24 protein-coding genes are annotated in these 26,655 nt (G+C 39.3%); 14 read left to right on the top strand and 10 right to left on the bottom strand.

What is annotated here, in order from left to right; genetic code table 11:
• The first annotated feature begins 271 nt into the window (after positions 1–271).
• Both AAEZ18_RS07590 and radD read left to right on the top strand, forming a co-directional pair.
• Positions 272–2,902 (top strand): TonB-dependent receptor, encoded by a 2,631-nt coding sequence (locus tag AAEZ18_RS07590; RefSeq protein WP_350549528.1) that lies wholly within the window; start codon positions 272–274, stop codon positions 2,900–2,902.
• A 249-nt stretch (positions 2,903–3,151) separates the two neighbouring features.
• Complete coding sequence (gene radD / locus AAEZ18_RS07585) at positions 3,152–4,903, top strand: DNA repair helicase RadD (RefSeq protein ID WP_350549525.1); 1,752 nt, start codon at positions 3,152–3,154, stop codon at positions 4,901–4,903.
• A gap of 36 nt (positions 4,904–4,939) precedes the next feature.
• Here the strand turns inward: radD and AAEZ18_RS07580 are convergent, their stop codons facing one another.
• The gene (locus tag AAEZ18_RS07580) at positions 4,940–5,275 is read right to left on the bottom strand and encodes a ribonuclease E inhibitor RraB (RefSeq protein WP_011328642.1); all 336 of its coding nucleotides are present in this window, start codon (positions 5,273–5,275) and stop codon (positions 4,940–4,942) included.
• A gap of 201 nt (positions 5,276–5,476) precedes the next feature.
• Here AAEZ18_RS07580 and AAEZ18_RS07575 point away from each other — a divergent pair, with 201 nt between their 5' ends.
• From AAEZ18_RS07575 to AAEZ18_RS07565, 3 genes are all read left to right on the top strand, one after another.
• Positions 5,477–7,204, top strand: a complete 1,728-nt coding sequence (locus AAEZ18_RS07575; RefSeq protein WP_179807322.1) for an autotransporter assembly complex protein TamA — start codon at positions 5,477–5,479, stop codon at positions 7,202–7,204.
• Positions 7,204–10,881 carry an autotransporter assembly complex protein TamB gene (gene tamB / locus AAEZ18_RS07570; protein ID WP_193038499.1) on the top strand — a complete coding sequence of 1,226 codons (3,678 nt, stop codon included), beginning with the start codon at positions 7,204–7,206 and terminating at the stop codon, positions 10,879–10,881. The genes AAEZ18_RS07575 and tamB overlap by 1 nt, the downstream gene beginning before the upstream one ends.
• Before the next feature lie 90 nt (positions 10,882–10,971).
• Positions 10,972–11,868: a peptidylprolyl isomerase gene (locus AAEZ18_RS07565; protein ID WP_197182156.1), complete on the top strand. Its 897-nt coding sequence runs from the start codon at positions 10,972–10,974 to the stop codon at positions 11,866–11,868.
• 38 nt (positions 11,869–11,906) lie between these two features.
• On the opposite strand, the gene queF is transcribed toward AAEZ18_RS07565, so the two are convergent.
• Complete coding sequence (gene queF / locus AAEZ18_RS07560; RefSeq protein ID WP_197182157.1) at positions 11,907–12,752, bottom strand: NADPH-dependent 7-cyano-7-deazaguanine reductase QueF; 846 nt, start codon at positions 12,750–12,752, stop codon at positions 11,907–11,909.
• 59 nt (positions 12,753–12,811) lie between these two features.
• Here queF and syd point away from each other — a divergent pair, with 59 nt between their 5' ends.
• Entirely contained in the window at positions 12,812–13,351 is a 540-nt protein-coding gene (gene syd, locus AAEZ18_RS07555) for a SecY-interacting protein (RefSeq protein WP_089368970.1), read from the top strand.
• 97 nt (positions 13,352–13,448) lie between these two features.
• On the opposite strand, the gene AAEZ18_RS07550 is transcribed toward syd, so the two are convergent.
• From AAEZ18_RS07550 to AAEZ18_RS07540, 3 genes are all read right to left on the bottom strand, one after another.
• Positions 13,449–14,222, bottom strand: a complete 774-nt coding sequence (locus AAEZ18_RS07550) for a Zn-ribbon-containing protein (protein WP_011328636.1) — start codon at positions 14,220–14,222, stop codon at positions 13,449–13,451.
• 16 nt (positions 14,223–14,238) lie between these two features.
• Positions 14,239–14,502, bottom strand: coding sequence for a hypothetical protein (locus AAEZ18_RS07545; RefSeq protein ID WP_011328635.1), 264 nt, complete (start codon positions 14,500–14,502; stop codon positions 14,239–14,241).
• A 121-nt stretch (positions 14,503–14,623) separates the two neighbouring features.
• Positions 14,624–14,860, bottom strand: a complete 237-nt coding sequence (locus AAEZ18_RS07540; protein WP_011328634.1) for a DUF2789 domain-containing protein — start codon at positions 14,858–14,860, stop codon at positions 14,624–14,626.
• Between the two features lie 278 nt (positions 14,861–15,138).
• Between AAEZ18_RS07540 and AAEZ18_RS07535 the strand changes: the two genes are divergently transcribed.
• Positions 15,139–15,780 carry a GNAT family N-acetyltransferase gene (locus AAEZ18_RS07535; protein WP_089368534.1) on the top strand — a complete coding sequence of 214 codons (642 nt, stop codon included), beginning with the start codon at positions 15,139–15,141 and terminating at the stop codon, positions 15,778–15,780.
• Positions 15,781–16,453: 673 nt separating this feature from the next.
• On the opposite strand, the gene AAEZ18_RS07530 is transcribed toward AAEZ18_RS07535, so the two are convergent.
• On the bottom strand, positions 16,454–16,753 hold the full coding sequence (locus AAEZ18_RS07530; RefSeq protein WP_011328632.1) for a DUF3301 domain-containing protein: 300 nt from the start codon (positions 16,751–16,753) through the stop codon (positions 16,454–16,456).
• Entirely contained in the window at positions 16,754–17,782 is a 1,029-nt protein-coding gene (locus AAEZ18_RS07525; protein WP_350594382.1) for a DUF3549 family protein, read from the bottom strand.
• A gap of 210 nt (positions 17,783–17,992) precedes the next feature.
• Between AAEZ18_RS07525 and AAEZ18_RS07520 the strand changes: the two genes are divergently transcribed.
• The 4 genes from AAEZ18_RS07520 to AAEZ18_RS07505 all read left to right on the top strand — a co-directional run bounded on the left by AAEZ18_RS07520 (position 17,993) and on the right by AAEZ18_RS07505 (position 20,668).
• Entirely contained in the window at positions 17,993–18,313 is a 321-nt protein-coding gene (locus AAEZ18_RS07520; protein WP_182677415.1) for a YqcC family protein, read from the top strand.
• Complete coding sequence (truC, locus tag AAEZ18_RS07515; protein WP_182677412.1) at positions 18,306–19,070, top strand: tRNA pseudouridine(65) synthase TruC; 765 nt, start codon at positions 18,306–18,308, stop codon at positions 19,068–19,070. Before AAEZ18_RS07520 ends, truC begins: the two co-directional genes overlap by 8 nt.
• Before the next feature lie 3 nt (positions 19,071–19,073).
• Positions 19,074–19,517 (top strand): flavodoxin, encoded by a 444-nt coding sequence (locus tag AAEZ18_RS07510; RefSeq protein ID WP_011328628.1) that lies wholly within the window; start codon positions 19,074–19,076, stop codon positions 19,515–19,517.
• A gap of 77 nt (positions 19,518–19,594) precedes the next feature.
• Positions 19,595–20,668, top strand: a complete 1,074-nt coding sequence (locus AAEZ18_RS07505) for a phosphotransferase enzyme family protein (RefSeq protein ID WP_011328627.1) — start codon at positions 19,595–19,597, stop codon at positions 20,666–20,668.
• A 44-nt stretch (positions 20,669–20,712) separates the two neighbouring features.
• Here the strand turns inward: AAEZ18_RS07505 and AAEZ18_RS07500 are convergent, their stop codons facing one another.
• Both AAEZ18_RS07500 and gloB read right to left on the bottom strand, forming a co-directional pair.
• The gene (locus AAEZ18_RS07500) at positions 20,713–22,296 is read right to left on the bottom strand and encodes a LysM peptidoglycan-binding domain-containing protein (protein ID WP_011328626.1); all 1,584 of its coding nucleotides are present in this window, start codon (positions 22,294–22,296) and stop codon (positions 20,713–20,715) included.
• 156 nt (positions 22,297–22,452) lie between these two features.
• Positions 22,453–23,226, bottom strand: coding sequence for a hydroxyacylglutathione hydrolase (gloB, locus tag AAEZ18_RS07495; RefSeq protein WP_197108281.1), 774 nt, complete (start codon positions 23,224–23,226; stop codon positions 22,453–22,455).
• Positions 23,227–23,279: 53 nt separating this feature from the next.
• On the opposite strand from gloB, the gene AAEZ18_RS07490 reads away from it, so the two are divergent.
• A complete protein-coding gene (locus AAEZ18_RS07490) occupies positions 23,280–24,047 on the top strand; it encodes a class I SAM-dependent methyltransferase (protein ID WP_197182161.1) in 768 nt (255 codons plus the stop codon).
• Between the two features lie 21 nt (positions 24,048–24,068).
• Here AAEZ18_RS07490 and rnhA read toward each other — a convergent pair whose 3' ends face one another.
• On the bottom strand, positions 24,069–24,533 hold the full coding sequence (gene rnhA / locus AAEZ18_RS07485; protein WP_011328623.1) for a ribonuclease HI: 465 nt from the start codon (positions 24,531–24,533) through the stop codon (positions 24,069–24,071).
• Positions 24,534–24,601: 68 nt separating this feature from the next.
• Here rnhA and dnaQ point away from each other — a divergent pair, with 68 nt between their 5' ends.
• Both dnaQ and AAEZ18_RS07475 read left to right on the top strand, forming a co-directional pair.
• A complete protein-coding gene (gene dnaQ / locus AAEZ18_RS07480; protein ID WP_011328622.1) occupies positions 24,602–25,315 on the top strand; it encodes a DNA polymerase III subunit epsilon in 714 nt (237 codons plus the stop codon).
• Between the two features lie 9 nt (positions 25,316–25,324).
• Complete coding sequence (locus tag AAEZ18_RS07475; protein ID WP_350594385.1) at positions 25,325–26,593, top strand: TIGR03503 family protein; 1,269 nt, start codon at positions 25,325–25,327, stop codon at positions 26,591–26,593.
• The last annotated feature ends 62 nt before the right edge of the window (positions 26,594–26,655 follow it).

Genomic DNA, 26,655 nt, shown 5'->3' with positions numbered 1-26,655 from the left:
AGTCGAAAATAACACTGAAGTAAACTACTTTAAAAACAATGGGTTATTTTTATTTTTTAATTTGTATCGCACTTACCAAAAGACTTTTTGTAAACGGCCAGTACTAATAGCGGTGATTAAGTGTGATATATGATAATGACAGGTCACTTAAAGTTAATTTTATGTTGACCTTTCTGTTCTCATAGTATTATCATTGGTTGCATAATCATTGTTTATTCGTAATCAGATGATTAAATATAAAAAAATAAAATAGTATTCTTGGGAGAATCAAATGTTAAATAATAAAGTTTCAAAAGCTGTTCGCTTAGCGATTGCTTTTAGTGCGGCTTCAACTGCTATATTTTCAGCTAGTTCTTTTGCTGCTGAGAAAAAAGAAAAGATTGAACGTGTAGAGGTTACAGGATCACGTATCAAACAAGTTGATATGGAAACTGCGTCACCAGTAACAGTTATTACTGCGGCTGATTTACAACTTTCGGGTGAAGCATCTGTTGCTGATGTTTTAAATAACACCTCAGTTAATAGCTTTGGTTCTTGGCGTGGTATGTCTGGTTACGGTAATGGCGCAGCAGCTACTAGTAATATCAATATGCGTGGTCTTGGTGCGCAATATACTCTAGTTTTACTTGATGGTCGCCGTATGCCAGGCACAAGTTCATCTTCAGGTGCAGCGGCGGATACATCACGTATCCCAATGGCTATTGTTGAACGTATTGAGATTTTACGTGAAGGTGCATCAGCAGTTTATGGTTCTGATGCGGTTGCTGGTGTTATTAACATTATTACTAAAAAAGACTTTAACGGTTTAAGCTTTTCTTATGATACAGAGCTTCCAAGCGTAGAAGGCGGTGATACTAACCGTTTCAATATTAGTTCTGGTTATGCAGGTGACAAAGGTAACATTACACTATCATACGAATACTACGAAGCTGATTCAGTATTCGATAAAGATATCTGGAAATTAGACGATCCAACGTATGGAGATTATTCATCATTTAGTTCTGTACCAAATGGTGTTGGCGCTAGTGGTTGGGTTTCAAACTCTGATATGTGTGCCGAAGCTAATAATACTGTTAATTCAGGTGGGCGTTGTTTATATAATTATGGTGAGGTTACTAAATTATTTGGTGATGTAGTACAGAACTCAGTACTTTCTAATTTTAATTATGAACTAGCAGAAGATATTAAGTTCAGAGGCCGTGCAAGTGCATCTTTTTCTGAAACAGATTCACGTTATGCGGGAACTCCTGTTTCAACTACTTACCCTACGATGGCTGCGTCTAATCCAATGAACCCAGCTGGTGAGGATTTAACACTTTATATGCGTTCAGCTAATCTTGGTGATCGTGATACACGTACAGAAATTAATACTATTGATTTCTTGGGTGGGATTGTTGGTTTTAGCAATATTGGACATGGTATTGATTGGGAGTTTAACATACAACATAGTCGTTCAACTACAAATTCGTTTGGAACCAATTTAATAAATGATTCTGTGGTTCAAAAGTTAATAGACTCTGGTGAATACGATGTTTTTAATACTGGAGGAGCAAGTTTTACTGATTGGGATGCAGGCATGAAAGATTTGTATGGTCAAGCTGCCCATACAGGCGTGTATCAGGCGAGATTTCTTAGTACGCAATTTGATACATTAGCATCGACTACATTATTTGATAATGGCGATATTTCTATTGCTGGTGTTGTAGGTGCGGAATATGAAAAAGTAGAATTCAATCAAAATAGTGATCCACAGTCTGCTCTAGGTGGAATTTCAGGTGGTTCAGGTGGTGATGATGTTAATGCGGATCGCAACCGTACTTCTGTATACACAGAAATTCAAGCAAGCTTACCGTTTAATATTGATATAAACGCTGCTATTCGTTATGACAAATATGAACAAGAAGGTGACGTAGGTTCTCAGTTTGTAAGTGGTGAGTTCAATAATGTTGCACCACAAATTGGTATTGCTTGGCGTCCGATGGATGAGCTTTTAGTAAGAGCTAGCTGGGGTGAGTCATTTAGAGCTCCAAATATGGGCGAGATGTTTTCTAGCCAATCGCTTAGCTTTGAAAAATCATATGATACTCTTTGGTGTGACACACAAGGTAATGCTGGTTCTGATGCAATTTACTGTAACCCAAATGGATCACAACAACATAAAACGTGGTTCGGTGGTAATCCAGATTTAGAGCCAGAAGAAGGTGACTCATTTACAACTGGCTTTGTTTGGAATGTTACTGATAATTTATCTGTCGAGCTTTCATATTACGATATTACTTTAAATAATCGTATTGCAGCAATCAGTGTTGCACGTTTATTAAAAGATGAGCAAGACAATGGCAGCATTCCAGCGATTGTACGTGACCCTAACACAGGTAAAATCGATACTATGTATAGTTTTGATCAAAATATGGCAAGCCTCAAAACTTCAGGCTTTGATTTCAAAACCGCTTATATGTTCGAATCTGATGTTGGTACTTTTGCACTTAAAGGTGAAATGAGCTATGTCAAAGACTATGTTGAAGTAACTGAAGAAGGTGCTGATCCATTTGACTATGCAGGTCTGCAAGATTACCCTGAGCTTCGTGGTAACGCGACACTTGATTGGAAAAATGGAGATCTTGGCGCAGCATGGACAACTTATTACATTGGTGATCAAGAATCGGGTGCAGATGAGTTTGGTAATGCAAGCCTAGCCAATATTCCAAGCTATATTAAACATAATATCCAAGTTTCTTATAGTCATGATTGGAATGGCAAAGTAGTTCTTGGTGTTAATAATGTGTTTGATAAAGAAGCACCTCAGTGGTATGACGGTTTTAGAGGTTATCGTGATGCCTCTACATCATTATATGATGTACTAGGTAGAAGTATATTTTTCAAAATTGAACAAAACTTTTAGATAAATCATTTCTTATAATTAAATGTTAAACGCAAGTTTAATACTTTTAAATAAAGCACTGAGTATTGAAATACTCAGTGCTTTTTATAAATAATGTTTTTATCTTATAGATCCCAGATAAAACTGTGAACTTAATAGAGACTTAACTATTAAAGTATCGCTCTCTCAACTATAGTAATCTGCGACTTACATCCTGTAACTTGCTAAACTTCCTAAACTTCCTATCACTTCAAATTCAATAATTATCTCATGACCTACACTCTAAGACCTTATCAGATCGAGGCGGTTGAACGTACCGTTTTACACTTTAGAAAAACCAATGATCCCGCAGTGATAGTATTACCTACTGGTGCGGGTAAAAGTTTGGTAATTGCTGAGCTTGCGCGTATAGCTAAACAAAAAATATTAGTACTGGCGCATGTAAAAGAGCTGGTAGAGCAAAACTCACAAAAGTATAAAAGCTTTGGGCTTGAGGCGAGTATATTTTCGGCAGGATTAAAAGAAAAATCGTTAAACCATCAGGTTACTTTTGCTAGTGTGCAGTCGCTATCGCGTAATTTAGATCAGCTTAATGAGCATTATTCACTGTTAATAATTGATGAGTGCCATAGAGTTAATGGTGATAAAAAAAGCCAATACGGTAAAGTTATTAATGCCTTGCAAGCGCATAATCCGCAGTTAAAAGTATTAGGGTTAACGGCAACGCCTTATCGGTTAGGTATGGGGTGGATTTATCATCATCACTATCATGGTTTTGTGCGGGGCAATAAAGACAGCCCATTTAAAAGCTGTATTTTTGAATTACCGCTGCGCTATATGATCAAACATAACTATTTAACGCCACCCAATGAAGTGGATGCGGCGATTAGTCATTACGACTTTTCGGCGTTAACCAGTGACGCATTTGGCCGTTATACTAATGAGGATATGAATGCGTTACTAAAAAACAGCGCACGGGCAACGCAAGCCATTTTACAACAAGTAATGCAGTACAGTGAAAGTCGTCAAGGTATTATGATTTTTGCCGCTACGGTTATGCACGCAGAAGAAATTTTAAGCTATTTACCTCATCAGCAAAGCGCCTTAATTACAGGTGACACACCTAATAGCGAACGCGATAAAATAATTAAGCAATTTAAAGCCAAGCAATTAAAATACCTGGTTAATATATCGGTACTCACCACCGGGTTTGATGCACCTCATGTTGATTTTATTGCTATTTTACGCCCTACTGAGTCGGTGAGTTTATACCAGCAAATTGTCGGCAGAGGGCTTAGATTAGCCGAGTCAAAAACAGATTGTTTGGTGATCGATTATGCCGGAAATGGTTTTGATTTGTTTCACCCTGAGGTCGGCGATAAAAAAGGCGATAGCGATAACGAGCCGGTACAAGTGCTTTGTCCTGGCTGTGGCTTTGCTAATATTTATTGGGGTAAAACTGACTCTACAGGAAAGGTTATTGAACACTTTGGTAGGCGCTGTAAGGGCTTGCTAGAAGATGATGAAGGTAATAAAGAGCAGTGCGATTATCGTTTTCGCTTTAAAGAGTGTGATGAATGTGGTGCGCAAAACGATATAGCCGCACGTAAATGCCATGATTGCGGTGCGGTGATGGCCGACCCTGATGATAAATTACGCAATGCTTTAAACTTAAAAGATGCACTCGTACTTCGCTGTAGTGGTTTAAGTGTAACGCAGCTTAAAAATGAGATGATTAAAGTAACGTATTTTGACGAAGACGGTGCAAGTTGCGACGAAGTTTACGATATTGCAAATAAAGGGGCGGCGTATATTTTTAATCGGCAATTTGGTAAGCGGGTAGGCCAAGGTCAAGCACCCGTAAAATTTAAAACAGCAGAGCAGGTAATTAACGCACAGTTAGATTTAATTGCGCCCGACTTTGTAATTGCGCGTAAAAGTAAAAAATATGGTTGGAAGGTAGCAGATAAGCTATTTGATTATAAAGGCAGTTTTAGAAAAGCTAATCAGTTAAACCCTTAGGTTTAACTGATTTATAATTTAGTATGGCAATGCAGGTTAAGCTTCTTCTGCGTCCATTAATCCCCAACCATCGCCGTAACCGTTAAAGTTATTAGCTATGCTTTCAATGTATTGCTCAGCTTGGCCTAATAGAGTGTGCTCAGGAACCATTTGTACTTGAGTAATTACTTCCCATACGCCAGTGTCTTGGCATTTTTCGAGTTCAGCATGCTGTACTAATGTATCGGCTACTACTTCTTTGGCAAACTTTTCTGCATCGCTTTGTTGCTCAAATAAAATATAAAAATCGACTTGGTGCATTTTACTTAAATCAATACCAGCGGCGGCTATTTCAGCTAAAAGTTGGCCATTTTCGTCATCAGGAAATTGCATTAAAAAACTCATTAAAATTATTGTGTACTTGTTAGGGCTATTGTAACCAAAATAAACGCTTAAAGCGTACTAATTTTAATATTATAGATTGCATATTATGTCACTGGGTAGCTATTAAGTTAATGTAAGGCTCATTACGGCTATGATATTATAGAGTTGATGCATCGTTATATTTTAAGAATTAAAGGTAAGGATATTTACTTGTTTAATCAGTTTTTGCGTTACATGTTTATTTTTTGCATTCTTCTGAGTGCTCAGTCTGTTGCCTCTGAAAATGTAATAGAAGATTATGAGATTAAAGGGATAAATGACGATTTAGAAAAAAATGTTGCGCTTTATTTAAAACAACTTATAGGTGAAAAGCCGACCTTGACCCTGCGCCGCTATGCAAAAAAACAAGTCGAGAATAGTATTAAAGCATTAGGGTATTACAGCCCTAAAGTAGAGGTTAACTTTGATAAAGATGAGCGTGATTTGGTGGTTAGAGTTGAGCGAGGGCCAGCTACTCGCATCGCTGCAATAAATATTAGTGTAAAGGGGGCTGGCAAGCAGGACTCCGCTTTATTGGCAGTAATTAATAATATTACCCTAAAGCAGGGAGATATTTTAAACCACGGACATTATGACAGCGCGCATAAAAAAATAGAATCAATGCTGTTAGAGCTAGGTTATTTTGACGCTAAATGGCCTGCGCGTAAACTAGAAGTATCTTTGGGGAAACATAGCGCAGAAGTTACTTTTATTATTGAAACTGGGGTGCGTTATCAGTTTGGCGATATTGTAATTGCTAGCGATACACCTGCTGAAAAGTATATTCGTTCTTTAGCGCCTTTTGCCAAAGGGCAGCCTTATAAATCGACCCACATAGCCGATTATAATCTTGATTTATCAAGCACTCCTTATTTTACTAGTGTACGAGTATATGCAGATATAACCGAACGTAAAAATAACCAAGTACCTATAAAAGTAGATGTATTACATAAACCTGCAAATAGCTATGAAGTGGGTGGTGGCTTTAGTACCGACTTAGGCCCCAAAGTGCGCTTTAAATGGAGTAAACCATGGATAACGCAAGATGGCCATTACCTAGAAAGTAACTTAAATGTGTCTGAGCGACAACAAGATATTTCAATGGCTTATACAATCCCAGAGGATGATCCTAATGACGATTTATGGCGTTTTTCGGTTGGTTATAAACTTGAGGATGAATTAGCTAATAATATTTATAGTGAAATACTTACCGGGCAAGTACAACGCCAATGGTTAACTGATAATAACTGGGTGCGTACCGCTTTTATACGCCGCGACCATGAAACATATAGAATAGGTGACGACGAAGAAGAAAGCAGTGAAATGTTAATGCCGGGTATTAGTTATGCACGTAAAAAATCAAAAGGGGGAACAACCCCTTATTGGGGCGAACAGTGGTTAATATCTGCAGAGTTTGGCGTAGAAGATGTACTCTCTAGTACTAATTTGATCCGCGTGCAGTTACAAAACGCTTGGCTGAGAACTTATTTAGACCGCCATTTAGTGTTTTTAAAAGCGAACCTAGGTGCCATGTTGGTCGATAATATAGCTAATGTGCCGTATTCACTGCGCTTTTTTGCTGGTGGCGATCAAAGTGTGCGTGGTTTTGCGTATCAATCAATTTCACCCGAAAACGATGAAGGGCAGCTAATAGGGGGTAAGTACTTAGTCTCTGGTACTGCAGAATACAACTATCAGTTTGCGCAAAATTGGCGGGTTGCTTTATTTGTAGATGGAGGTACTGCAACCAATGATTTTTCGGATAGATTTGAAGTAGGTGCTGGTTTTGGTTTTCGTTATTTAACACCTGTAGGTCCGGTTAGAATTGACCACGCTTGGGGACTTACCAAAGAAAGTAAAAGCACCCGTTTGAGTATTACTATAGGGCCTGAAATTTAATGACTGTATTTAAAAAAATAACTGCAAGTATCAGTGCTGTTTTAGTCATACTGCTAATAACCGTATTTTGTATATTATTTACTGCACCCGGTAATCAATTTATTGCTTATAGTGCAAACAAGTTGGTTGATGGTTTAAATATTGACATTAAAAACGGTCGGTTTTTATATAACGATGTATTTAATGTTAGGTATAACAATAACGGGGTAGATTTTAATGCCCAGCAACTAAAGCTTAATTTATTTTGGTGGCAGTGCGACGGTATTTGCATTGATAATTTAAGTGCTAATACAATGGCCTTAACTTTGGAGCAATCAACTGAAGCAGTTGCAGAAGAGCCATCTGAGCCACTAACTAAAATTACCTTACCTTTTAATATCGCTGTTAAAAATATAGCTGTAAAAGTATTTACTTTAGAACACCCAAGCGCCAACGTGCGTGTTGATAACTTTAAGTTATCGGCAAAAGCGATGGGATCAGAGCTTGTAGTAAAAAGCTTAAACATACCTAAAATACTGGTTACGCTAAAAGAGCAAGCCCAATCCCAGCAATCACAAACAGCATCAACGGCAATTACGAAGCTTCCTGCACTGCCTAATATCGAATTTACTTCACCACTGGATATAACCATTGAGCAGTTTGATATTGATAAAGTGGCTATACAGCAGGGCGAACAAGACTATGAGATAGAAAATATAGCACTGCAAATGACTGTAGAAGATGCCAAAATAAATTTATATTCTTTAGCGGCTCGTTATCAGCAGTGGCAATTAAATACACAACTTAACACAGAGCTTGCAGGTAATATGCCGCTAAAAGGTCATATTGTATTAAAAAGCCCGCTACACCAAGCTGACTTATCACTCAGTGGCGACTTGGCAAATTTAAATGTTGATTTAGAAACCACAGGGCAATTTCCGCTTAGTTTAAATGCCAATGCTAATTTAAAGCAAACAAACTACCCATTTACAGTTAAAAGCAAAATAAACCAGTGGCTGATCGACGCACAAAGCGAGCAGTTAACGCTACGTAAGGTTAACTTAAGTGCGCAGGGCAACGCAGATGACTATCAACTTAGTTTAACTGCAACGAGCCAGTTAGGCGCGTACCCGGCCGTTGATTTAAACACACAATTAACGGGCACGCTTACCCATGCACAGCTTTCTACATTGTCGGTTAAGGCCAACGACAGCACTGCAGAAATAAATGCCAATGTTAACTGGCAACAAGGTATACAAGCAGATTTTGCAGGGACACTATCGCATTTAAAAGCGCAATACTTAACAGATGCAGTAACGAGTGATATTTCTGGGCAGTTTAAAGGCTCATTTAATGCACAAACAGATACATGGCAACTGAAAATGAATAATACCAAACTCACCGGCACACTTAACGACGTGCCATTAGAGTTTGCCGCAAACTTTAGGCTAGATAATGCATTAAAAGCTAATATTGATAGTTTTTATTTAAGCAGTGGTAAAAATAAATTAGAACTCAATGGCCAAATAGATAGCAAATGGTTAGTAGATGGCAATATAACACTACAAAGTGATGAGCAGGCTAATATGCCATTTATTGCAGATGGTAAGGCTAATATAGCCCTTAGAGGTCAAAGGTTAACACCGTCGGTTGACTTAGCATTAATGCTGGAACGTTTTATTTTTGATGAAATAAATATAAGTAAGTTATCTGTTAAAGCTGATCTTGATACAGCGGCCGATTGGCAAACTAATATTGCAATAGATGTTGGTTCGGCTTTAGTTGCTGAGCAACAAATTAACAGTGTAAAAATAGATGCAACAGGGGATAAAAAAGATCATCAACTTACCGCATCTGTTGATGCGCAACAAGGTGCAGTTGAGTTTGAAGTTAATGGTCAACTTACCAATGCGATTTGGCAAGGTGCATTGAGCAATGTGCAGTTAAGCGATAAAAAGCTAAGCTTTAACAACAGTAAAAAAATTACACTTAACGTAAACACCCAAACAGGCGATTTTGATGTAAGTAAGCACTGCTGGCAATCTGCACAAAGTGAGTTGTGTATCGACACTTTGTCGCAAAATAAACAGTTAGGTCAATTCAATGCTAAATTAAACAACTTAGCACTTGAGGAACTAAAGCATTTACTACCAGATAATGTTGGTGCAGAAGGCGCTTTAACAGGGGAATTTGTTGCAAACTGGCAAGCGAGTGCGCTGAAAACATTACGCGCTTCTTTAAATTCAAATAACTTAATAGCCAAATACAATTCCGAAGAAGATAACTTTCGTTTACCAATAGAAACGCTTAGTGTGAATGCATTTACTGATTCTCAAACAGGTAAATTAACAGCTAACTTAAACTCTAGCGTGTTAGGTGAAATTACCACCCAAATTAATGTAGATGACATACAAAACACGCAAGCGTTAAGCGGTAATGTAAACATAGATAAAATATTATTTTCTAACTTGCAGCCATTTTTAGACACTATTGAGCAGCTCAAAGGCAATATTAGCGGTAAAATTGCATTAGCAGGTACATTAAAAGAGCCACTCCTTGAAGGTGAAGTAAGTATTGATGATATTAATTTACAAGGTGAGCAACTACCAATAGCACTTGAAAAATCGAATGTGAGTATTTTATTTAACAAAGCGACAGCAACAATTAAAGGCCTTTTAACAGATCCCCAAGGCGGGAATATTAAATTAAATGGCGACATAGATTGGCAAGGTGAACAACCAGCCGTTAACGTTGCAATAGTAGGTGAGCAATTTTATGTACGTGCTCAGCAAGGAGTCGTTTTTAAAGTATCTCCAGATTTAAAAATTGGTTTGGCTAACAACGCAATAAACCTTGTGGGTGAAGTAATTGTCCCTTATGGGCGAATTGAAATAGAAGAGTTGCCAGAGGGCGCTGTGCAAGTTAGCGATGACGAAATAATCGTTGATCAAAAAACCAAAGCGACTAAAAAAGTGCCATTTGATTACGATATAGATTTAAAACTGATTGTAAAAAATGACGTGAAAATTGAATCATTCGGTCTAGAATCTAAAGTAGAAGGCGACTTGGCGATTAAAATGAGCCAAGGAACTCCTATTATTGCCACAGGCGAGCTTAAGTTAGTAAACGGTACATACTTAGCATTTGGCCAAGATTTGTTAATTCGTACCGGCCAGGTTGGCTTTAGTGGCTCAATAGAGCAGCCTTACTTAAATATTAAAGCCATTCGTAATCCCGAAAACACCGCCAATGGTGTTATTGCTGGGGTAACGCTTACAGGTAATGTAGAGCAACCCAGGCTAAAAGTGTTTTCGGAGCCAGCGATGGATCAGGCACAAGCTTTGGCCTATTTACTCAATGGCCAACCACTAGGCGAGGGCGATAGCTCCACCGATGCTATGCTCACTCAGTTGTTACTTTCGCAGGGGGTTAGCCGCAGTGAAGGGCTGGTTTCTAAAGTGGGTGAAACGTTTGGTTTGTCGGATGTTAGCCTTACCTCTAAAGGCAGTGGTGAGCAAACAAAAGTAGAAATATCAGGCTATGTGGCACCGAGCTTACAAGTAAAATACAGTGTTGGTATTTTTGACTCCCTTAGTGAAGTGGCAATACGTTATCAGCTGCTTTCGCAGTTTTATATCGAAATAACTAGTGGGCTATATCAAAACGTAGATATACTTTATAAGTTTGATTGGGACTAATAACTACAGGTTAAAGCAGATGTTAGCAAGTAATAACCAAGCTTAAGGATAAGACCCTAATGTAAAACTATAATAATAAGGCGCTAATTGATGAAAAAGTACCTGTTAACAGTGGCCGCTGCGATGTTATTAAACGGCTGTGCTGGACAATATAAACAAAGCATTACCACGCAACAAGGTGAGCCTAAAATAAAGCACACTGCCAGTGACGTTATTACTAAAGCCGCCGAGGACGAGTGGCGAGTGGTTAACTCGCAAAATATTTTAAAAATAACCTTACCCACAGGCGCCACTTATATTGAGCTTAATCCGCAGCTTGCTCCACAGCATGTAAAAAACATTAAAAAACTTGCGCGAGAAGGCTTTTATCAAGGAACAAGTGTTTATCGCTTTGTTGAGGGATTTGTAGCTCAAGGTGGTGCTAGCAGTGCTAAAAAGATTATTAAGACTGCAAATAAATCACTTTTGGCCGAGTTTTATTTAACCACTAAACAGCCGCTGGCAATTACAGCCCTTGAAGGTGATGGTTATGCACCTATAACTGGTTTTTTAAATGGTTTTGCGGTTGCTCAAAACGCACTACAAACCCAAACTTGGCAAGTGCATTGCAGCGGCATATTTGCAATGGCGCGAGATAACGATATAAATAGTGCAAGCACCGAATTTTTTATCACTATAGGGCAAGCGCCACGTTATTTAGATAAAAACACCACTGTATTTGGACGCGTACTTGAGGGTATAGAGCATGTTAACCGCTTAGAGCGTACCGCTCGCAATGATAAAGAATTTAACCCAATAACAGATATTCAAGTACTTGAAGACATTAATAACAGCGATAAAAGTGTTTTTAAAGTGATGAAAACAAACTCACAGGCATTTAAAAACCTAATTGCGGCAAGAAAAAATCGCTCTGAGCCTTGGTTTGTACATACAGCTAATTATATAGACGTGTGCGCTGTGGCTATTCCCACCAAACGTAGTGAATAAAAAAGGAGCCTAGGCTCCTTTTTTATTACAATAAACGCTTATTGGCGGTTAATTTTAACTGCAAATGGCGTGTCGTTATTATGAGTTGAGCGATACGGATTTATATCAAGGCCACCACGGCGCGTATAGCGAGCATAAACTTCAAGATTTTTAATGCTGAGCTGAGTGCTTAAATCGCTATAAATACGCTCCACGCATTGTTCATGAAACTCATTATGGGTTCTAAACGAAATTAAGTAGCGCAGTAACGACTCTCTACATATTTGCTCACCTGTATAACGAATAATTACACTTGCCCAATCGGGTTGTGAGGTAATTAAGCAGTTAGACTTAAGTAAGTGGCTATGCAGGGTTTCGGTTACCGTTTTATTGCTTTGCGATTTTAGAGAATGAGCGTCAATATCGTAGTTATCAATTTCGATATCTAAATCATCAATACACTCACCAGGTAATGGGGTGTAAGGAAGGCAGTTATACTCATCTGCATTGTATAAAGTTACCTGTACTAAGCTGTTAACCACTGCGGTTAGATCTTTAACTAAATGCTGTTTCACTTCATCACGGCTGTTAAATCGAGTTTGGTTAAAGCTATTTAAATACAGTTTAAACGATTTAGATTCAACAAGATGAGTGCTTTGGCAGGCAAAAGTAAATACAGCGATAGCGACTTGCGGCTTGCCTTTGGCGTTTAACCACGACAGCTCGTAACCAGTCCAAATGTCTTGGCCTTTGAATGGTAAAGCGGCTTCGTCAATATTTAAAGCATCTCTATTTAGCTTGCGTGCAATTGGAAAAAGTAAGCTTGGAGTATATTGATCTATATATTCAGTTGATTGGCCTAACACACTGCCTTTAAGGTCGGGAGAATTGCTGTAATCTGTCATGTTTGCCCTTAAATAGTTACAATAGCGGCATTATATCTAATTTAAATGAGTTTCATAGTATGTCTGTTGTATTGCAGTTAACCCAGCTACACCAAAGGTTTAATGACAAAACCTTAAAAAACACGCAAAAACATCCACTTATGGTGCACGATGAACAATGGCCAAGCCCATGTGAAATAGGTAATGTTGATCAACAAGGTAATATTCAGTGGCAAGCTGTGCTGCAGCAACCTGCAGGCTCGCTTAATGATTTAGCTAAGGCATTGGATGTTACATTTCCAAGTGGCTTAAATGCGCTTTATGGGCATATGTATGGTGGCAATATTCAAGCCAGTATTGATGGTCACCAAGTTGAATTGTTACAGGCATGGAATAGCGATGACTTTGATTTATTGCAACAAAATATAACTGGCCACGTTTTAATGAAGCGTAAACTTAAACAACCTGAAACAGTATTTATAGGGTTAACAGCACAAGATGATTTGTTAGTAAGCGTGTTATTGCACAGCGGTGAAGTGTGCTTAGAGTACGTAGGCAAAAAAACGCATCATGTGCTTGCTGCCAATATAGAAGAATTTTTGCAAGCGCTTGAGGTTTAATTAAAACAGGCGTTAATTACCTTAAAGCGATTTAGTATAAAGTATTAGCTCGGAATTAATTTTAATATCGAGCTAATACATTAATAATATCTTTAACTTATTGAAAGTCCCACGATATGTTAGACACTAAGGCACAGGGCTCACACCTAAAATCAAATAATCCAAACCAGGATTCAGGTAACCTCCAATCGCCATTACAGCTTGGGCATTTACGCTCTAGTTCAGAAGTTTTATCGGTGCCACCTACGCGGTATATATAGTAATACACAGGTTTTTTAGTTAAAAAGCTAATTCGTTTAGTAATGTCTTTACCGCGGCGGAATAAGTCGCTTTTAATACTCGAAATTTCTTCAAGAGCAGGAAACTCACAGCGTGTTGCGCCATTAATTTGAATTTGATCGCAGGCTTGCCAGTCTTCCTGCCATTTAATTAAGGTTTTATAATCACCATTAGCAATTGCTGGGATCCGAAATAGCGGTACCGGTAAAAAGTCGTCACCACAATAAAGTGGGCTACAAGTATGCACATAAGTGGTGTATAAAATATAGCTAGAAGGCTCGGCGCAGCAATCAGACCCATTAGAATGAATATCTTGACCAATAATTTTTACTTTTGGCGCAAGTAAACCAGCGCTGTGCAATTGCTCAATGCTGTGTTTTACAAATGGACTATTGTTAAGCGGGTGCATGGCATCTTCGTTTGGGCACATAACACGGGTAATAAAGTAACCATCCTTTAAAACAGTAGGAAATTCTTCGCCCATTATTTGGCCATTAAAACGTAGCGCATTAACCAAGCGATTAATAGCTTGTTCGGCTTTCTCTAAAGTGGTGTCTTGGTAGCAATCAAAGGTTAAATCAACAACGAACATTTATAGTCTCGAATTATTATTTTTCTAGCAGGGTAAGTAACCGGTCGAGCTTTTCTTCAATTCTGTCTAGCTGCGAAGTTTTAGAATCGCTACTACTCGGTTGTACTTGGCTTTTCATTAAGTTATAAATTGAATCTGGATTGTTTTTATACTGACTCACCGCCGCAATAATAACAGGCATAGGCACAGGCTTAATTAAACGACTTTTAGTAAGCGCGACAGTAGGTACTTTGCCTTCATCAAGAAGGACTTTAATTGCATCAAATACAGCAGCATTCATTAGGTTTATAACTCTTTAGTATAAATAGGTACGCAGCATGAAGCTGCTGCGTGGAGGCTATAGTAACAATAAATAGGGAGGGGCACATTAAATGTCCCAAATTAAATCAATTACCTTAAAATTAATTGCCTTGGCGAAGGCGTACATCAAGCTCATCAATAACTTCACTCCAATCACTGTCCTCTGCGAGTGATTCAGCTAAAAAATGCTGTTGAGATTCATCCCAAAAAGGTGCATCTTGTATTAACGTTGTATCTTCAATCGCATGGGAAGCAATAAAAGCATCAATCTGAGCTTCAGAACTAGGTAAGCCAAGTTGTGCAAACAGTGTATTTATATCGTGCTTTGTTGTATCCATGTTGTGCTCCTAGCGTGTCAAAATAAGATTATAAATAAACTATAGCCTAAGCCAGCTAAACTCACGCTGAATTTACCATTAATAACTTTACAGCTATAGTTTAGAAAGTAAGTAAATAAAGCGCTTATTTAGAGAACAAATATAAATTTATTATGTGTGTAAGTTGTAGCTATGAGTAAACCCAATCGCATTAAGTTAGTGATTATAGCGCCAAGCTAATGGTTTAATCATAAGGCGAAAATAATGATGTGTTGTTCTAATACAAAAAAGGAATAATAATGACTGTGACCACCCAAGCCGATACATTTAGCGTACAGTATTTAGCCGCAGAAGATATAAGTATTGCCGCGAGTTTAATTTATCAGGCGTACCACGACGATCCTATTTTACAAACTATGCTCAATTACGAGCAAGAGAGTAAATCGGCCTACGAAAAAAAACTTCGGTCATTAATTCGCGAAGAGCTAAGCAGCTTTTGGCAAGAAAAGCAGCCGCTTATTGGTTTATATCGTAACGATAAGCTCAAAGCCGTTGCCTGCGTGTTCGAATCAAACAGCCAATTACAGGCGCAGCGTTATTGGCATTGGCGCTTAAAGCTAATGTTAAGTGCTGGTTACTTACAAACCAATCAACTAATAGATAAAGAGCAAACAATTAGAGATGCACTAGAGCAGCAGGGCAACTACTATTTTTTAGCTTTTATTGCGGTCGATCCGCATTTTCATGGCCAAGGGTTTGGGCGTTATTTATTAAGAGGCCTAAATGACCTAATTCAATCTAATGCTGAGTCTACAGGTATGGCGGTGTTTGTAACGCGCAAAGAGCATACTCAATTTTTTAAAACCGAAGGGTTTGAAAGCTTTAAGCAGCTTACTTTTAATAAGATTGCGGGCGAATTGTTATTTAAGTCAAAAAACTAAATTTAATTTAGGTTATAAGGTAGCCTGCATTGGTGGTTTACATCCCAAAACGGACATATGACCGTGAGATATATCTCACATCACTGTGCGAGTTGTCAGTTTAAATTGCATTGAAATAGTTATTCCTTACCTATTTGATTGATATGTAAGGTTATTTTTATAGTTTGTGTTTTTTAATATAAATGCCATTTAATAATTAACAGCTAGGTACTATATCTACTAGCCATTTGCTTTAAACTTTACTTTGTCAAGACGACACAGCTCAATGATTGAGTGATTGCCAAGGATACGGAAGTAGGCAACATAGCAGACGCTAGCAAGAAGCAAAACGGACAAGTTAACACGGATGCAAGGATGAGTAGGAAAGTGCATGATGCGCTTAAGTGGCAGGAGCTACTAAGGGATAATCAAGGATGGCGCTACAGGAAGTAGCCGGAGCGTTAGTTTACGCAGGACAGCCAAGGTGGCAAGAGGATATTGCAGGATGCAATGTGAGGGTGAACAAGGTTGTTTGCTCGTTCAGAGGATGATAATACGGATTACACAGGTAAAGGATACCTAACAGGATGTTTGTCAATTGGGGCGTAACTTTAGTTACGCCTTAGTTTTTTGTGTTTTACTTATTTTTAAATTAAACCTTACCCTAAATTAAACTTTTAGCGCAGTATAAAGGTTATATTTTATGCGGTGGAATAACCACACTTTTTAAATACTCATTTTCCATGATCAGTATTCCCTGATAGGCATTTTCGCCATCACTTGAAAACTCAAAAATAAATTCGCTTTTCACTCCAGGTTTACCACTTTTTAAAAAGCCAAAGCGGCGTTTACTACAGGCAACGCTCATTAATTGCACCTGCAGTTGTTCGCTTTGGCGTTTAGCATGAACGTTCGCCGCCTCGGCTACTTTTCGGTTTAGCCAAAATAAGTAAATTACACTACCAATCAGTATGAACGTCCATAAACTTGCCATTTAAGAGAATAACCTTCCAATTGCACGCGCGAGGGTTTCGCTACGATTTTCTTTACGTAATAAGCCTAATAAATGCGGGCGAATAGTGGGTATTGCAACTAAATCAGCAAAAATACTCACAAATAGTTCAGTAATTTGTTGATGATGCGCACAGTTATCCATAAACACATGTAAGCGCTCAGGGTCTTCTAGTTGTTTAAAGCAACGCCCAGCAATAGTGAGCAGTACATCAGCATCTTGATTAACAGATGAAGTTAATACGCTATCTACTAATTGAGCGGTTAAGCCTTGCGCTTGCGCTTTAGAAAGCGAGCGTAGCGCTACTGTAACAGCAAACGGGTCGTTATTTTTTATAGCTGCTTGGCCGTACTCTACTAGTAACTGGCTAAATGAGGGCGGTATTTCTACATGCTCAAGCATGGCGCTAAGGGGCTGTAATACCTCAGCGGGCAAATGAGGCCAGGCTTTTTGTATATCAACTAAGTTAGTCTCATTATTTAAGCGCAGTGCAAAATCGGCAATGCCTTGTAGTGCCACACTTTGCCAATTTTCAAAACCCAGCTTGCCACTAAAGTACAACTGCGTATGCTCGTAATACTGTGATGCAGGTTGCTTTAATAATACTTTAAGTTGCGCATTAAAGGCTGCTAATTTATTGGCATTTGGTGTAAAAACATAAGGGTTGTTATCAAGTTTACCGTCGGCTTGCTCACCGGTAAGCTGTGTGCCGAGTGCTTCAATTACCATGTCGGCAAAGTGATCGCGACTCGCACTCACCAATTTGCTTTGCTCATCAACTGGAAATTTTAAAAACCATACATAAGGTTCTTTACTCGCTTTACTATCCCAAAACTGAATAGCTAACCATGCATGACCAGTAAGCGGATATGGGTAAGGGACTTGTGCTTGCTCTATATCTAAAAATTGCTTTTTATCAAGCTTAGTTATGTGCCTACCAATATCAAACGCGCGCCACTGAGTACCTGCATTATCTAAAAGCTGCCCTAATGTCGCTATTTGCTTACTCATCGTTTTCTCAATTGTTTTTACTACAAAATTGCGTCAATTATACGCCATAGCAAAGATTGAGGGAACCGCGCTTATAGAGTTTGAGTTTTGATTTTGCTAAATAACCAAGCAAGCGGGGGTAATATTAAGCGTGTACTTTCAGTTACTATAATTTCCCTCTTAATAAATACAAATGGTATTATTACTTCATCTAGTTTTAAGAGGGCGGTTATGTACCAGCAAACCCAAGCTTATTTAGTGCAGTTAAGGGCACTTTTAAAAAAGCATCAGCTTTGGCAAAATGAGCCAATAGCAGCAGAAGCATTACAGTCAAACGTGCCTTTTTGCCACGACACCATGGCGTTTGAGCAGTGGTTACAGTTTGTATTTATTAAAAAATTTGAGCAACTAATTATTGACGAGCAGCCATTGCCGCGCAACTTTGCAATTGCTCCTATGGCACAAATGACGCTTACGAGTAAAAAAGGCAGCGGTGAAATTATTACTCTATTAACAGCCCTTGATGCTTTTTTAGGAGAGCCAAATGAGTGAGCGCCCAGCACCAATTGAGTATGGCGAACTGACTATTTTGTATCAGGATGAAAACTACGTAGCCATAGATAAACCTTCAGGCTTATTAGTGCATCGCTCGTTTTTAGATAAGCACGAAACCCAGTTTGCTATGCAAATGCTGCGCGATCAACTTGGGCAGCATGTTTTTCCGGTACATAGGCTCGATAGACCCACATCGGGGGTGTTACTGTTTGCGTTAAGTTCAGAAGCTGCCCGCGATATGAATCAGTTATTTATTGAAGGCACTATGAGTAAACGCTATTTAGCCTTAGTACGTGGTTTTGCACCTGAGTCGGTATTTTTAGATAAACCACTAAAAGAAGAGCTGGACAAAATAGCAGATAAGTTTGCCGATCAAGACAAAGCACCACAAGAAGCGCAAACTCAGTTTAATTGCTTACACCAAGCAGCCTTGCCTATTCCCATTGGCAAGTACCCTACAGTGCGCTACTCCCTCGTAGAGTGTTTTCCTAAAACGGGGCGTAAACATCAAATTCGTCGGCATTTAAAGCATTTATCACTGCCTATCATTGGCGATGTAAACCATGGTGATAATCAGCATAATCAATTTTTTAGGGAGCATTTTGAGCTGCGCAGATTAATGTTATTTGCAACTGAGCTTAGCTTTGTGCACCCTTATAGTAATGAATCAATAACAATTAAAGCGCCACTAGGTGATGCAATGCTCAGCATTTGCAAACAACTAGGTTGGCCAGATGAAGAAAAGGATTATTAATTAATGGCACATATTAGTATTTTTGTAGGCAGCGTATATGGCGGTGCAGAGCGTTTAAGTGACGAAGTAGCCACAACAATAGAGCAAGCTGGGCATGGCGTTACGGTATTTAATGAGCCAGTGTTGAGCGACATTCAAAGTGCATCACATATTTTAATTATCACCTCAACAACCGGCCAAGGCGATGTGCCTGATAACTTGGCTGATTTTTATAATCAGTTAAATAGTACTTTTCCTATGTTAACCGACAAGCCATTTGGAATTATTGCCATGGGCGACAGAAGCTACGGCGACACCTTTTGTGGTGCAGGGCGCAGCTTTGATGAATTATTACGTGACTTACAAGCTAAGCCTGTTGGTAACCGCTTAGAGGTTGATGCCTGCGAAGACTTTGAACCTTGGCCGGTTACCGAGCCGTGGTTAAAAAATTGGCTTAGTAAGCTTTAATTATTAATAAAGGTGAGTGTTACCCTAAGCTCACCTTTATTATCTGAGTTATTTTATTTTTAGGTAGCAAAATAGCTATGCAGCTAAATCCCATCGCGGTTCATTTGTCTGAAAGTTTTGGCGTAGGCAATCAGCATATCAGTATCAAACCAATCGGTAGTGGGCTGATCAATAGTACATGGTTACTTAGCACTGCTAAAAAGTCGCTAGTAGTACAAAAGCTCAATGTTGATGTGTTTCCTGAGCCCGGTTTACTCGTAAAAAATGCCCGTTTAATAGAGCAACACCTAACTAGCAAGCAGCAATTGGGTGAGTACAACTTAGATATTATTCGCCACGTAGCGACTATTAATAATGACTATTTAGTTAACTGTGATCAGGGGGTATGGCGAGCACTAGAGTTTATTGGTGGCAGTTACAGCGACGATGTAGTCACTAATGCTACCCAAGCGCAAACTGCGGCGAATGCCTTTGGTCAATTTGCTGTGGCGCTAGAGGATTTTGATGCAGAACAATTGCACCATGTGATCCCTGACTTTCATAACTTAGCCATGCGTGCACAGACGTTTAAAACTGCAGTTAGTCTTGACCCAGAGCAGCGCTTAGCTAGTTGCCAAGCTGAGGTTGATTTTTGTTTATCGCAATTTACACTCATTGATGAACTCCAAGCATTAGCAGGATCTATACCGGTAAGGCCTTGTCATAACGATACAAAAATAAATAACATGCTGTTTTGTGAGCAATCACATAATGCTAAAGCGGTAATCGATTTAGACACTTGTATGCCAGGGTATTGGCTTTACGACTTTGGTGATATGGTACGCACCTTTTGCTCACCAGAGCAAGAAGACTCCACCGATTTAAGTAATGTAGGTGTGCGCGAAGAAATATTTGCAGCCATAGTTAAAGGTTACGTAGAGCCATTAAAAGGCCTGATCACCGAGCAAGAAAAACAAAGCTTTTGGCTAGGTGCTAAAGTGATGACCTTTATGATAGGCCTGCGATTTTTAACAGATTATATTGATGGCGATAATTATTTTTCAATCAAACATGCCAATCATAATTTAGAGCGGGCGCAAAATCAGTTTGCGCTTTATAAAGATATTATTGCAAAACAAAGCACCCTTAAAGCAATATTAGCACAAGCCTAAAATAACTAAGGCGCTATAAGCGCCTTAGTTTTACCTGTTGCAGTTTAACTGCTTCTAACATCTACTTTTAATTTAAGCTTTTGCCCCGGCTGTAAATACTTTTGTCCGGCTAAACTATTCCACTTTATAATGTCGTTTACAGTTAAGTTAAACTTAGACGCAATACGCGCTAACGAATCACCACGGCGCACTTTATACGTAATTGTACGATGCGTAGTGTTTGCTGCTGTCTTTGCTTTATTAGCAGATTTATATACCGTTAGCTTTTGATTTAAACGCAATGTGGCGCTTTTCTTCAGCTTATTCCACTTTGCAAGCTCATCCATAGTGACATCGTATTCACGACTAATATCCCACAGCGTATCACCACTTTTAACCGTATGCGAAAGCTTAGTACGGCTGGTATTATTAGCCGCAGAGCGCATTTGCTCTGGTAAATGTTCGCTATTAATTGCGCCATCAGTTAGTGGCACTAATAGTTGCTGACCGACTCTAATTGTATTTGAGCTTAACTTATTTAATGATCGGATTGCACTGGTGCTGGTGGTAAACTTTTTGGCAATAACCGATAAACTGTCGCCACGCTCAACCGTATATTGCTGCCAGCGTAAGCGGTTTTTAATATCAGTATTAGCTAATTTTTGACTAAACTGCTCAGCTTTATCAACCGGTAATAGTAAAGAATGCGGGCCATTAGGATCGGTTGCCCAACGATTAAAACCAGGGTTTAACCTATACAACTCAGTGAGTGTTATATCGGCCATTTCTGCAGCGAGTGCTAAGTCAATTTGCGAACCAATTTCAACTACTTCAACAACTTGTGCATTTATAATAGGATTCCACGTCACGTTAAAGTCATCTGAGCGCTTTAACAAGTCGGCCAGTGCTAATAATTTTGGTACATAGGCGGTGGTTTCGCTAGGTAAATCAAGTGACCAAAAATCGGTCGGCAAGTGTTTTTTGCGATTCTTTTTAATCGCGCGCAACAAGCGACCTTCACCCGAGTTATAAGCTGCAATGGCATTGAGCCAATCGCCCTCAAGGGTTTTGTGTAAATACGACAAGTAATCAAGCGCAGCGCGAGTTGATTGTACTATGTCGCGACGCCCGTCATACCACCAGTTTTGCTTTAAATCGAAACGCTCACCGGTTTGTGGCATAAATTGCCAAATACCCGACGCCGTGCGATGCGAGTAACCAAACGGATCAAAAGCACTCTCTACAATAGGCAGCAGTGCAATTTCGATAGGCATTTCACGTTTTTCTATTTCTTCAACAATAAAATGCAAATAAGGTTCGGCACGCTTCGAAATACGATTTAAATAAGATTGGTGCTTTGCATAATAGTTACGCTCGGTAACTACGGGGCGATTTTGCGGCACCTCTATTGAAAGCTGGTAACGAATACGCTCCCATACATCATCAAAAATAGGTGCTTCAGTGTCAGTATCTTTAACGTGTTGATACTTGGCGCTGCTCATTAATGCATTGCTAATATCGTGTGGACTTGCGCCTCCAAGCTGCTTATTTGCTTGAGTTGCGGCTTGCGAGTCAGTGTTTTCGTTTGTTAACGTTTGACAGCCGCTTAGTGCTAATACTAAAACCAGTAATAGGGGAGATTTATTCATAAATACCAATACATGGGGTAAAAAACTCGGCGAATACTACCCGTTATGAGCTAACATTGCCACTTGTGACCTTTTAAAACACTTAGCAATAATCAAATGCTAATTTTAACTTTTTGATTGCTAAACAAAAAGTACATGTGGCTATTGGTTAGCGGATTAAAAATGGTCTTTGAACTTTCTCAGACCCGCAAAGTTTTCCCAAGGTTCATTGTTTTTTGTAACCGAGCAAAACTCTTTTGGTAATAGTTCAGTAATGTTAGGTAAATCGCTGCGCATAAAGGGGTTTATTTTTAGCTCTTGGCCGATAGTGCTTGGTAAAGTAATTTCATTTTTGCTGCGCAGTTCATCTACTCTTTTACTATAGGCAAGTAGCTCTGGGTTACGCGGTTCAATGGCTGTTGCAAAAGCGAGGTTAGCTTGAGTGTATTCGTGAGTACAGTAAACTTTGCAATCAGCAGGTAATTCGCGCAGTTTATTAAACGAGTGCCACATTTGCGCTGCAGAGCCTTCAAATAAACGCCCACAACCACCACTAAATAAAGTATCACCAGTAAAGGCAAGTTGTTCATTAACATAACAAATATGATCTAGAGTATGCCCGGGTGTCGCTATAATATTAAAAGCAGTATTAAGCACTGTAATACTTTGGCCATCAGTAAGTTGCTGAGTAATCCCCTTAAACGGGCTGTTAGTTGGGCCGTATACAGCAATATTTGGGTTTTCGCTAACCAGCTTTGCTACGCCATCGGTATGGTCGTAATGATGATGGGTAATTAAAATACCCGCCAAGGTTAAATTATGCTGCGCCAAATAATCAAGTACTGGCTCTGCTTGGCCCGGATCGACTACCCAAGCTTGCGTATTATTGCTTGTAGTTAAGCACCAAATATAATTATCTGAAAAGGCTTTAATTGCTTTGACTTGCACCATGTAACGTTGCTCTATAAAGTGACAGTTAACACCTAGTATAACGAGCTCATAAAATGAAACCAGCCCTTAGTTTTCAAGAAGGACCTAAACCGTTGTCATGGCAGCAGTTTCCTCATGGGGATTATTTACGCTGTGAGATTGAACGTAAATTAGCGCCGTGGCTCCCCCGTATGTTTGGCTACCATATGCTTAAGTTAGGTAGTTTGAGTGGCGAGCTAAACACCAGTAAATGTTTAATAAAACACCAAGTGTGCGTAGCGCAAGCGGGCGCTCACACCGGCGTTATTGCCGATATAGACGAATTACCATTTTATGAGCACACTATTGATGCATGTATTTTAAGCCATTGCTTAGAGTATCACTCAGATCCTCACCATATTTTACGCGAAGCACATCGCACTTTAATTCCAGGTGGGTATATTGTGATAACGGGCTTTAATCCGTTTAGTTTATGTGGGCTTGCGCAATTATTACCATTTAGTGGCCAGAAACTGCCATGGGCAGGGCGTTTTTTTACCCCTGCACGGGTTAAAGATTGGCTTAATTTATTGGGATTTGAAATAGTGAGTGATGAGCGCTTTATTTACTCATCACTGGCGCGAGGTAATAGATTGTCGCGTTTTGCGTTTTGGCGTAGCTTTACCAAACAATACTTAAAACCTATGGGCAGTGTTTACATGCTGGTGGCACGTAAACGTGTTGCACCGCTCACACCCATTAAACCTAAGTGGCATGCTCGCCCGCGCTTTACAACAGTAGAAGGGGGCCTTAGACAAACCTCAAAGCAACACTTAAAGCATTGTGAGCAAAATAAAAAGTAATTTGGTATGTGCTAATCAGCTTTAAGGTTGATAACCTACATCATCGAGTAAATCTTTACTGCCAGCGGCATCGCGCGCTAAGTCATCTACAATTTCATTGTATTTATGACCGCTATGCCCTTTAACCCATTTCCAGGTTACGGTGTGTTTAGCGCACGCTAAATCGAGGCGTTTCCATAAGTCGACATTTTTTACTGGTTTTTTAGCTGAGGTTAACCAGCCGCGCTTTTTCCAATTCGTGATCCAAGATTCAATACCTTGTTTCACATATTGGCTATCGGTAGTGATATTAATAACACATGGGCGAGTTAATACTTCCAGAGCCACAATTGCCCCCAGCATTTCCATGCGATTATTAGTTGTTAGTTTATAACCTTGACTCAATTTTTTTTCATGTTCGTTATAAATCATGAATATACCATAACCACCGGGGCCTGGATTACCTAAACACGAACCATCGGTATAAATCTCTACGGTTTTTTCCACTGTTTTACCTTGATATTATGTACAATAAAGTGATTATAGAAAGATACCAGAGTCAGGATTAATTCGATATGGCACGCAGACAAATAGTTTTAGATACAGAAACCACCGGCATCGACCCTAAACAAGGGCATCGTATTATCGAAATAGGGTGTGTTGAATTAGTAAATCGCCGCTTAACCGGCAATAACTTTCATGTGTATATTAACCCGCAGCGCAACAGTGAAGAAGAAGCAATAGATGTTCACGGTATCACTAATGAGTTTTTACGTGATAAACCATTGTTTCATCAAATTGCTCAAGAGTTTTTTGATTATATTAAGGGTGCAGAACTGGTTATTCATAATGCGCCGTTCGATATTGGCCATATGGATAACGAATTTTCTCTGCTTAACCAGGGCTATCCTAAAACGGCCACTTTCTGTCAAGTACTCGACACGCTTAAAATGGCGCGTGACTTGCATCCAGGACAAAAGAACAACCTAGATGCGTTATGCCGTCGTTACGACGTAGATAACGCTAAGCGAACCTTGCACGGCGCATTACTGGATTCTGAAATATTAGCTGACGTTTACCTAGCAATGACTGGCGGACAAGTTAAGCTAAATTTGAATCAAAATAAAAATGACGATACCGATCAGCAAAAAGGCGGAATACGACGCTTAAGCGCCCAAAGAGCACCTCTTGTAGTATTAAGCGCCAGTGAGGCAGAACAAGCTGCACACGAAGCACGATTAGATATTGTTAATAATGAAGGCGGCCACTGTATATGGCGCGCTGATTAAGGCCATATTATGAAAACCTTTTATTTGGTAACCGCATTAGTATCTGCTAGTTTTTTTGCAACCAGCGCATATGGCGTTAAACAAGTTGAAGTACTAAAGCGTGATGGGAGGCAAAATGAAATCCCTTTATTAGATAATCGTTTTCGTATTGATAGTAAAGTAGCTGAAATAACCTTACTTTTTTTTAGAAAACCAGGCTCACCGGCTGTTATTTTAGTAAGGCCCGATGGCAGTAAATATTTTGCTACCGAATCAGTTAAAAACCCTGACTTAAGTTGGCATGACGAGCTTAGTTATGATTTGGTTACCATACGCAACCCCATGGCTGGCCCTTGGCAAGTTATAGGTAATATCTTAACCGACAGCCGCATTGTCGTATTAGGCCAGGTATCACTTGAGGCAGAGCCGTTACCGGAAATGCTGTTTCGAGGCGAGACAATAAAAATCACCGGAAAAATTTTAAATGACGGTGCTCCCATAAATGCCAATCTATTTAGAGATGTCGTTACCTTAAATGTTGATTTTGTAAGTACTAATAGTGCAGAGGCTGCTAATTTTGGAGCCAGTACTCAAGAAGTCGCTGAATTTAAAGATGATGGCCGAGGGTTTGACGAACGCCCAAACGATGGCGTTTTTACGGGCGAGTTTAAATTAGACTTTCCCGAAGGAGAATGGATCCCCGAACTCTACATAGCCACCCCCTTATTACAACGTCGAATAGTGCAAAGCAGCATTGTGGTACATTCTGCCCCAGTAAGTTACGACATGACGTTAGCAGAGCAAGAAAGTAACGAGCACCTTTTAGCTATTAATTTAGATGACACAATAGTTAAGCCAGAAACCGTAATTATGCAGGGTAAAATTTACTACCCTAATAACGAAGAGCAAATGTTTAGTATAGAGTCGGATGCACAACATACGAGGCAGTTAGCAATTAAAAATTATGGTTGGGGTCGATATAGTGTCGAGCTGTCTATTTTTGGCACAAATATAAAGGGTCGTGAGTTTATGGCAACGCTGCCAACGTACAAATTTGAAATTGCACGCCCAATAGAAGCGGTACCGGCAGTTGATCCAGCGACCATAATTCCACCTGATTTAATGATTGAGAGTGAACCCGTAGCAGAAAAAATAGCGAATTGGGTTTTACTCAGCTTAATTATTGTTGGAAATCTGTGCGTTTTATTAATGGGTTGGCTGGCAATTCGTATTTTTGTACAGAAAAAATCGCTTAAATTTAAAGTGAAGCTGCCTTTTATAAATCCTAAATTCGGATAATAAGTGCAATTTCTCAGATTAGATGGCCAGCTGTTATAATTCGGCCATTTTCTCGCCAAAGG

Origin of the sequence: Pseudoalteromonas sp. 19-MNA-CIBAN-0066, assembly GCF_040308705.1 — a bacterium.
Taxonomy (GTDB): domain Bacteria; phylum Pseudomonadota; class Gammaproteobacteria; order Enterobacterales; family Alteromonadaceae; genus Pseudoalteromonas; species Pseudoalteromonas nigrifaciens.
Note: the sequence above shows the minus strand (reverse complement) of the source record. Positions and strands in the feature narration are given on the sequence as shown.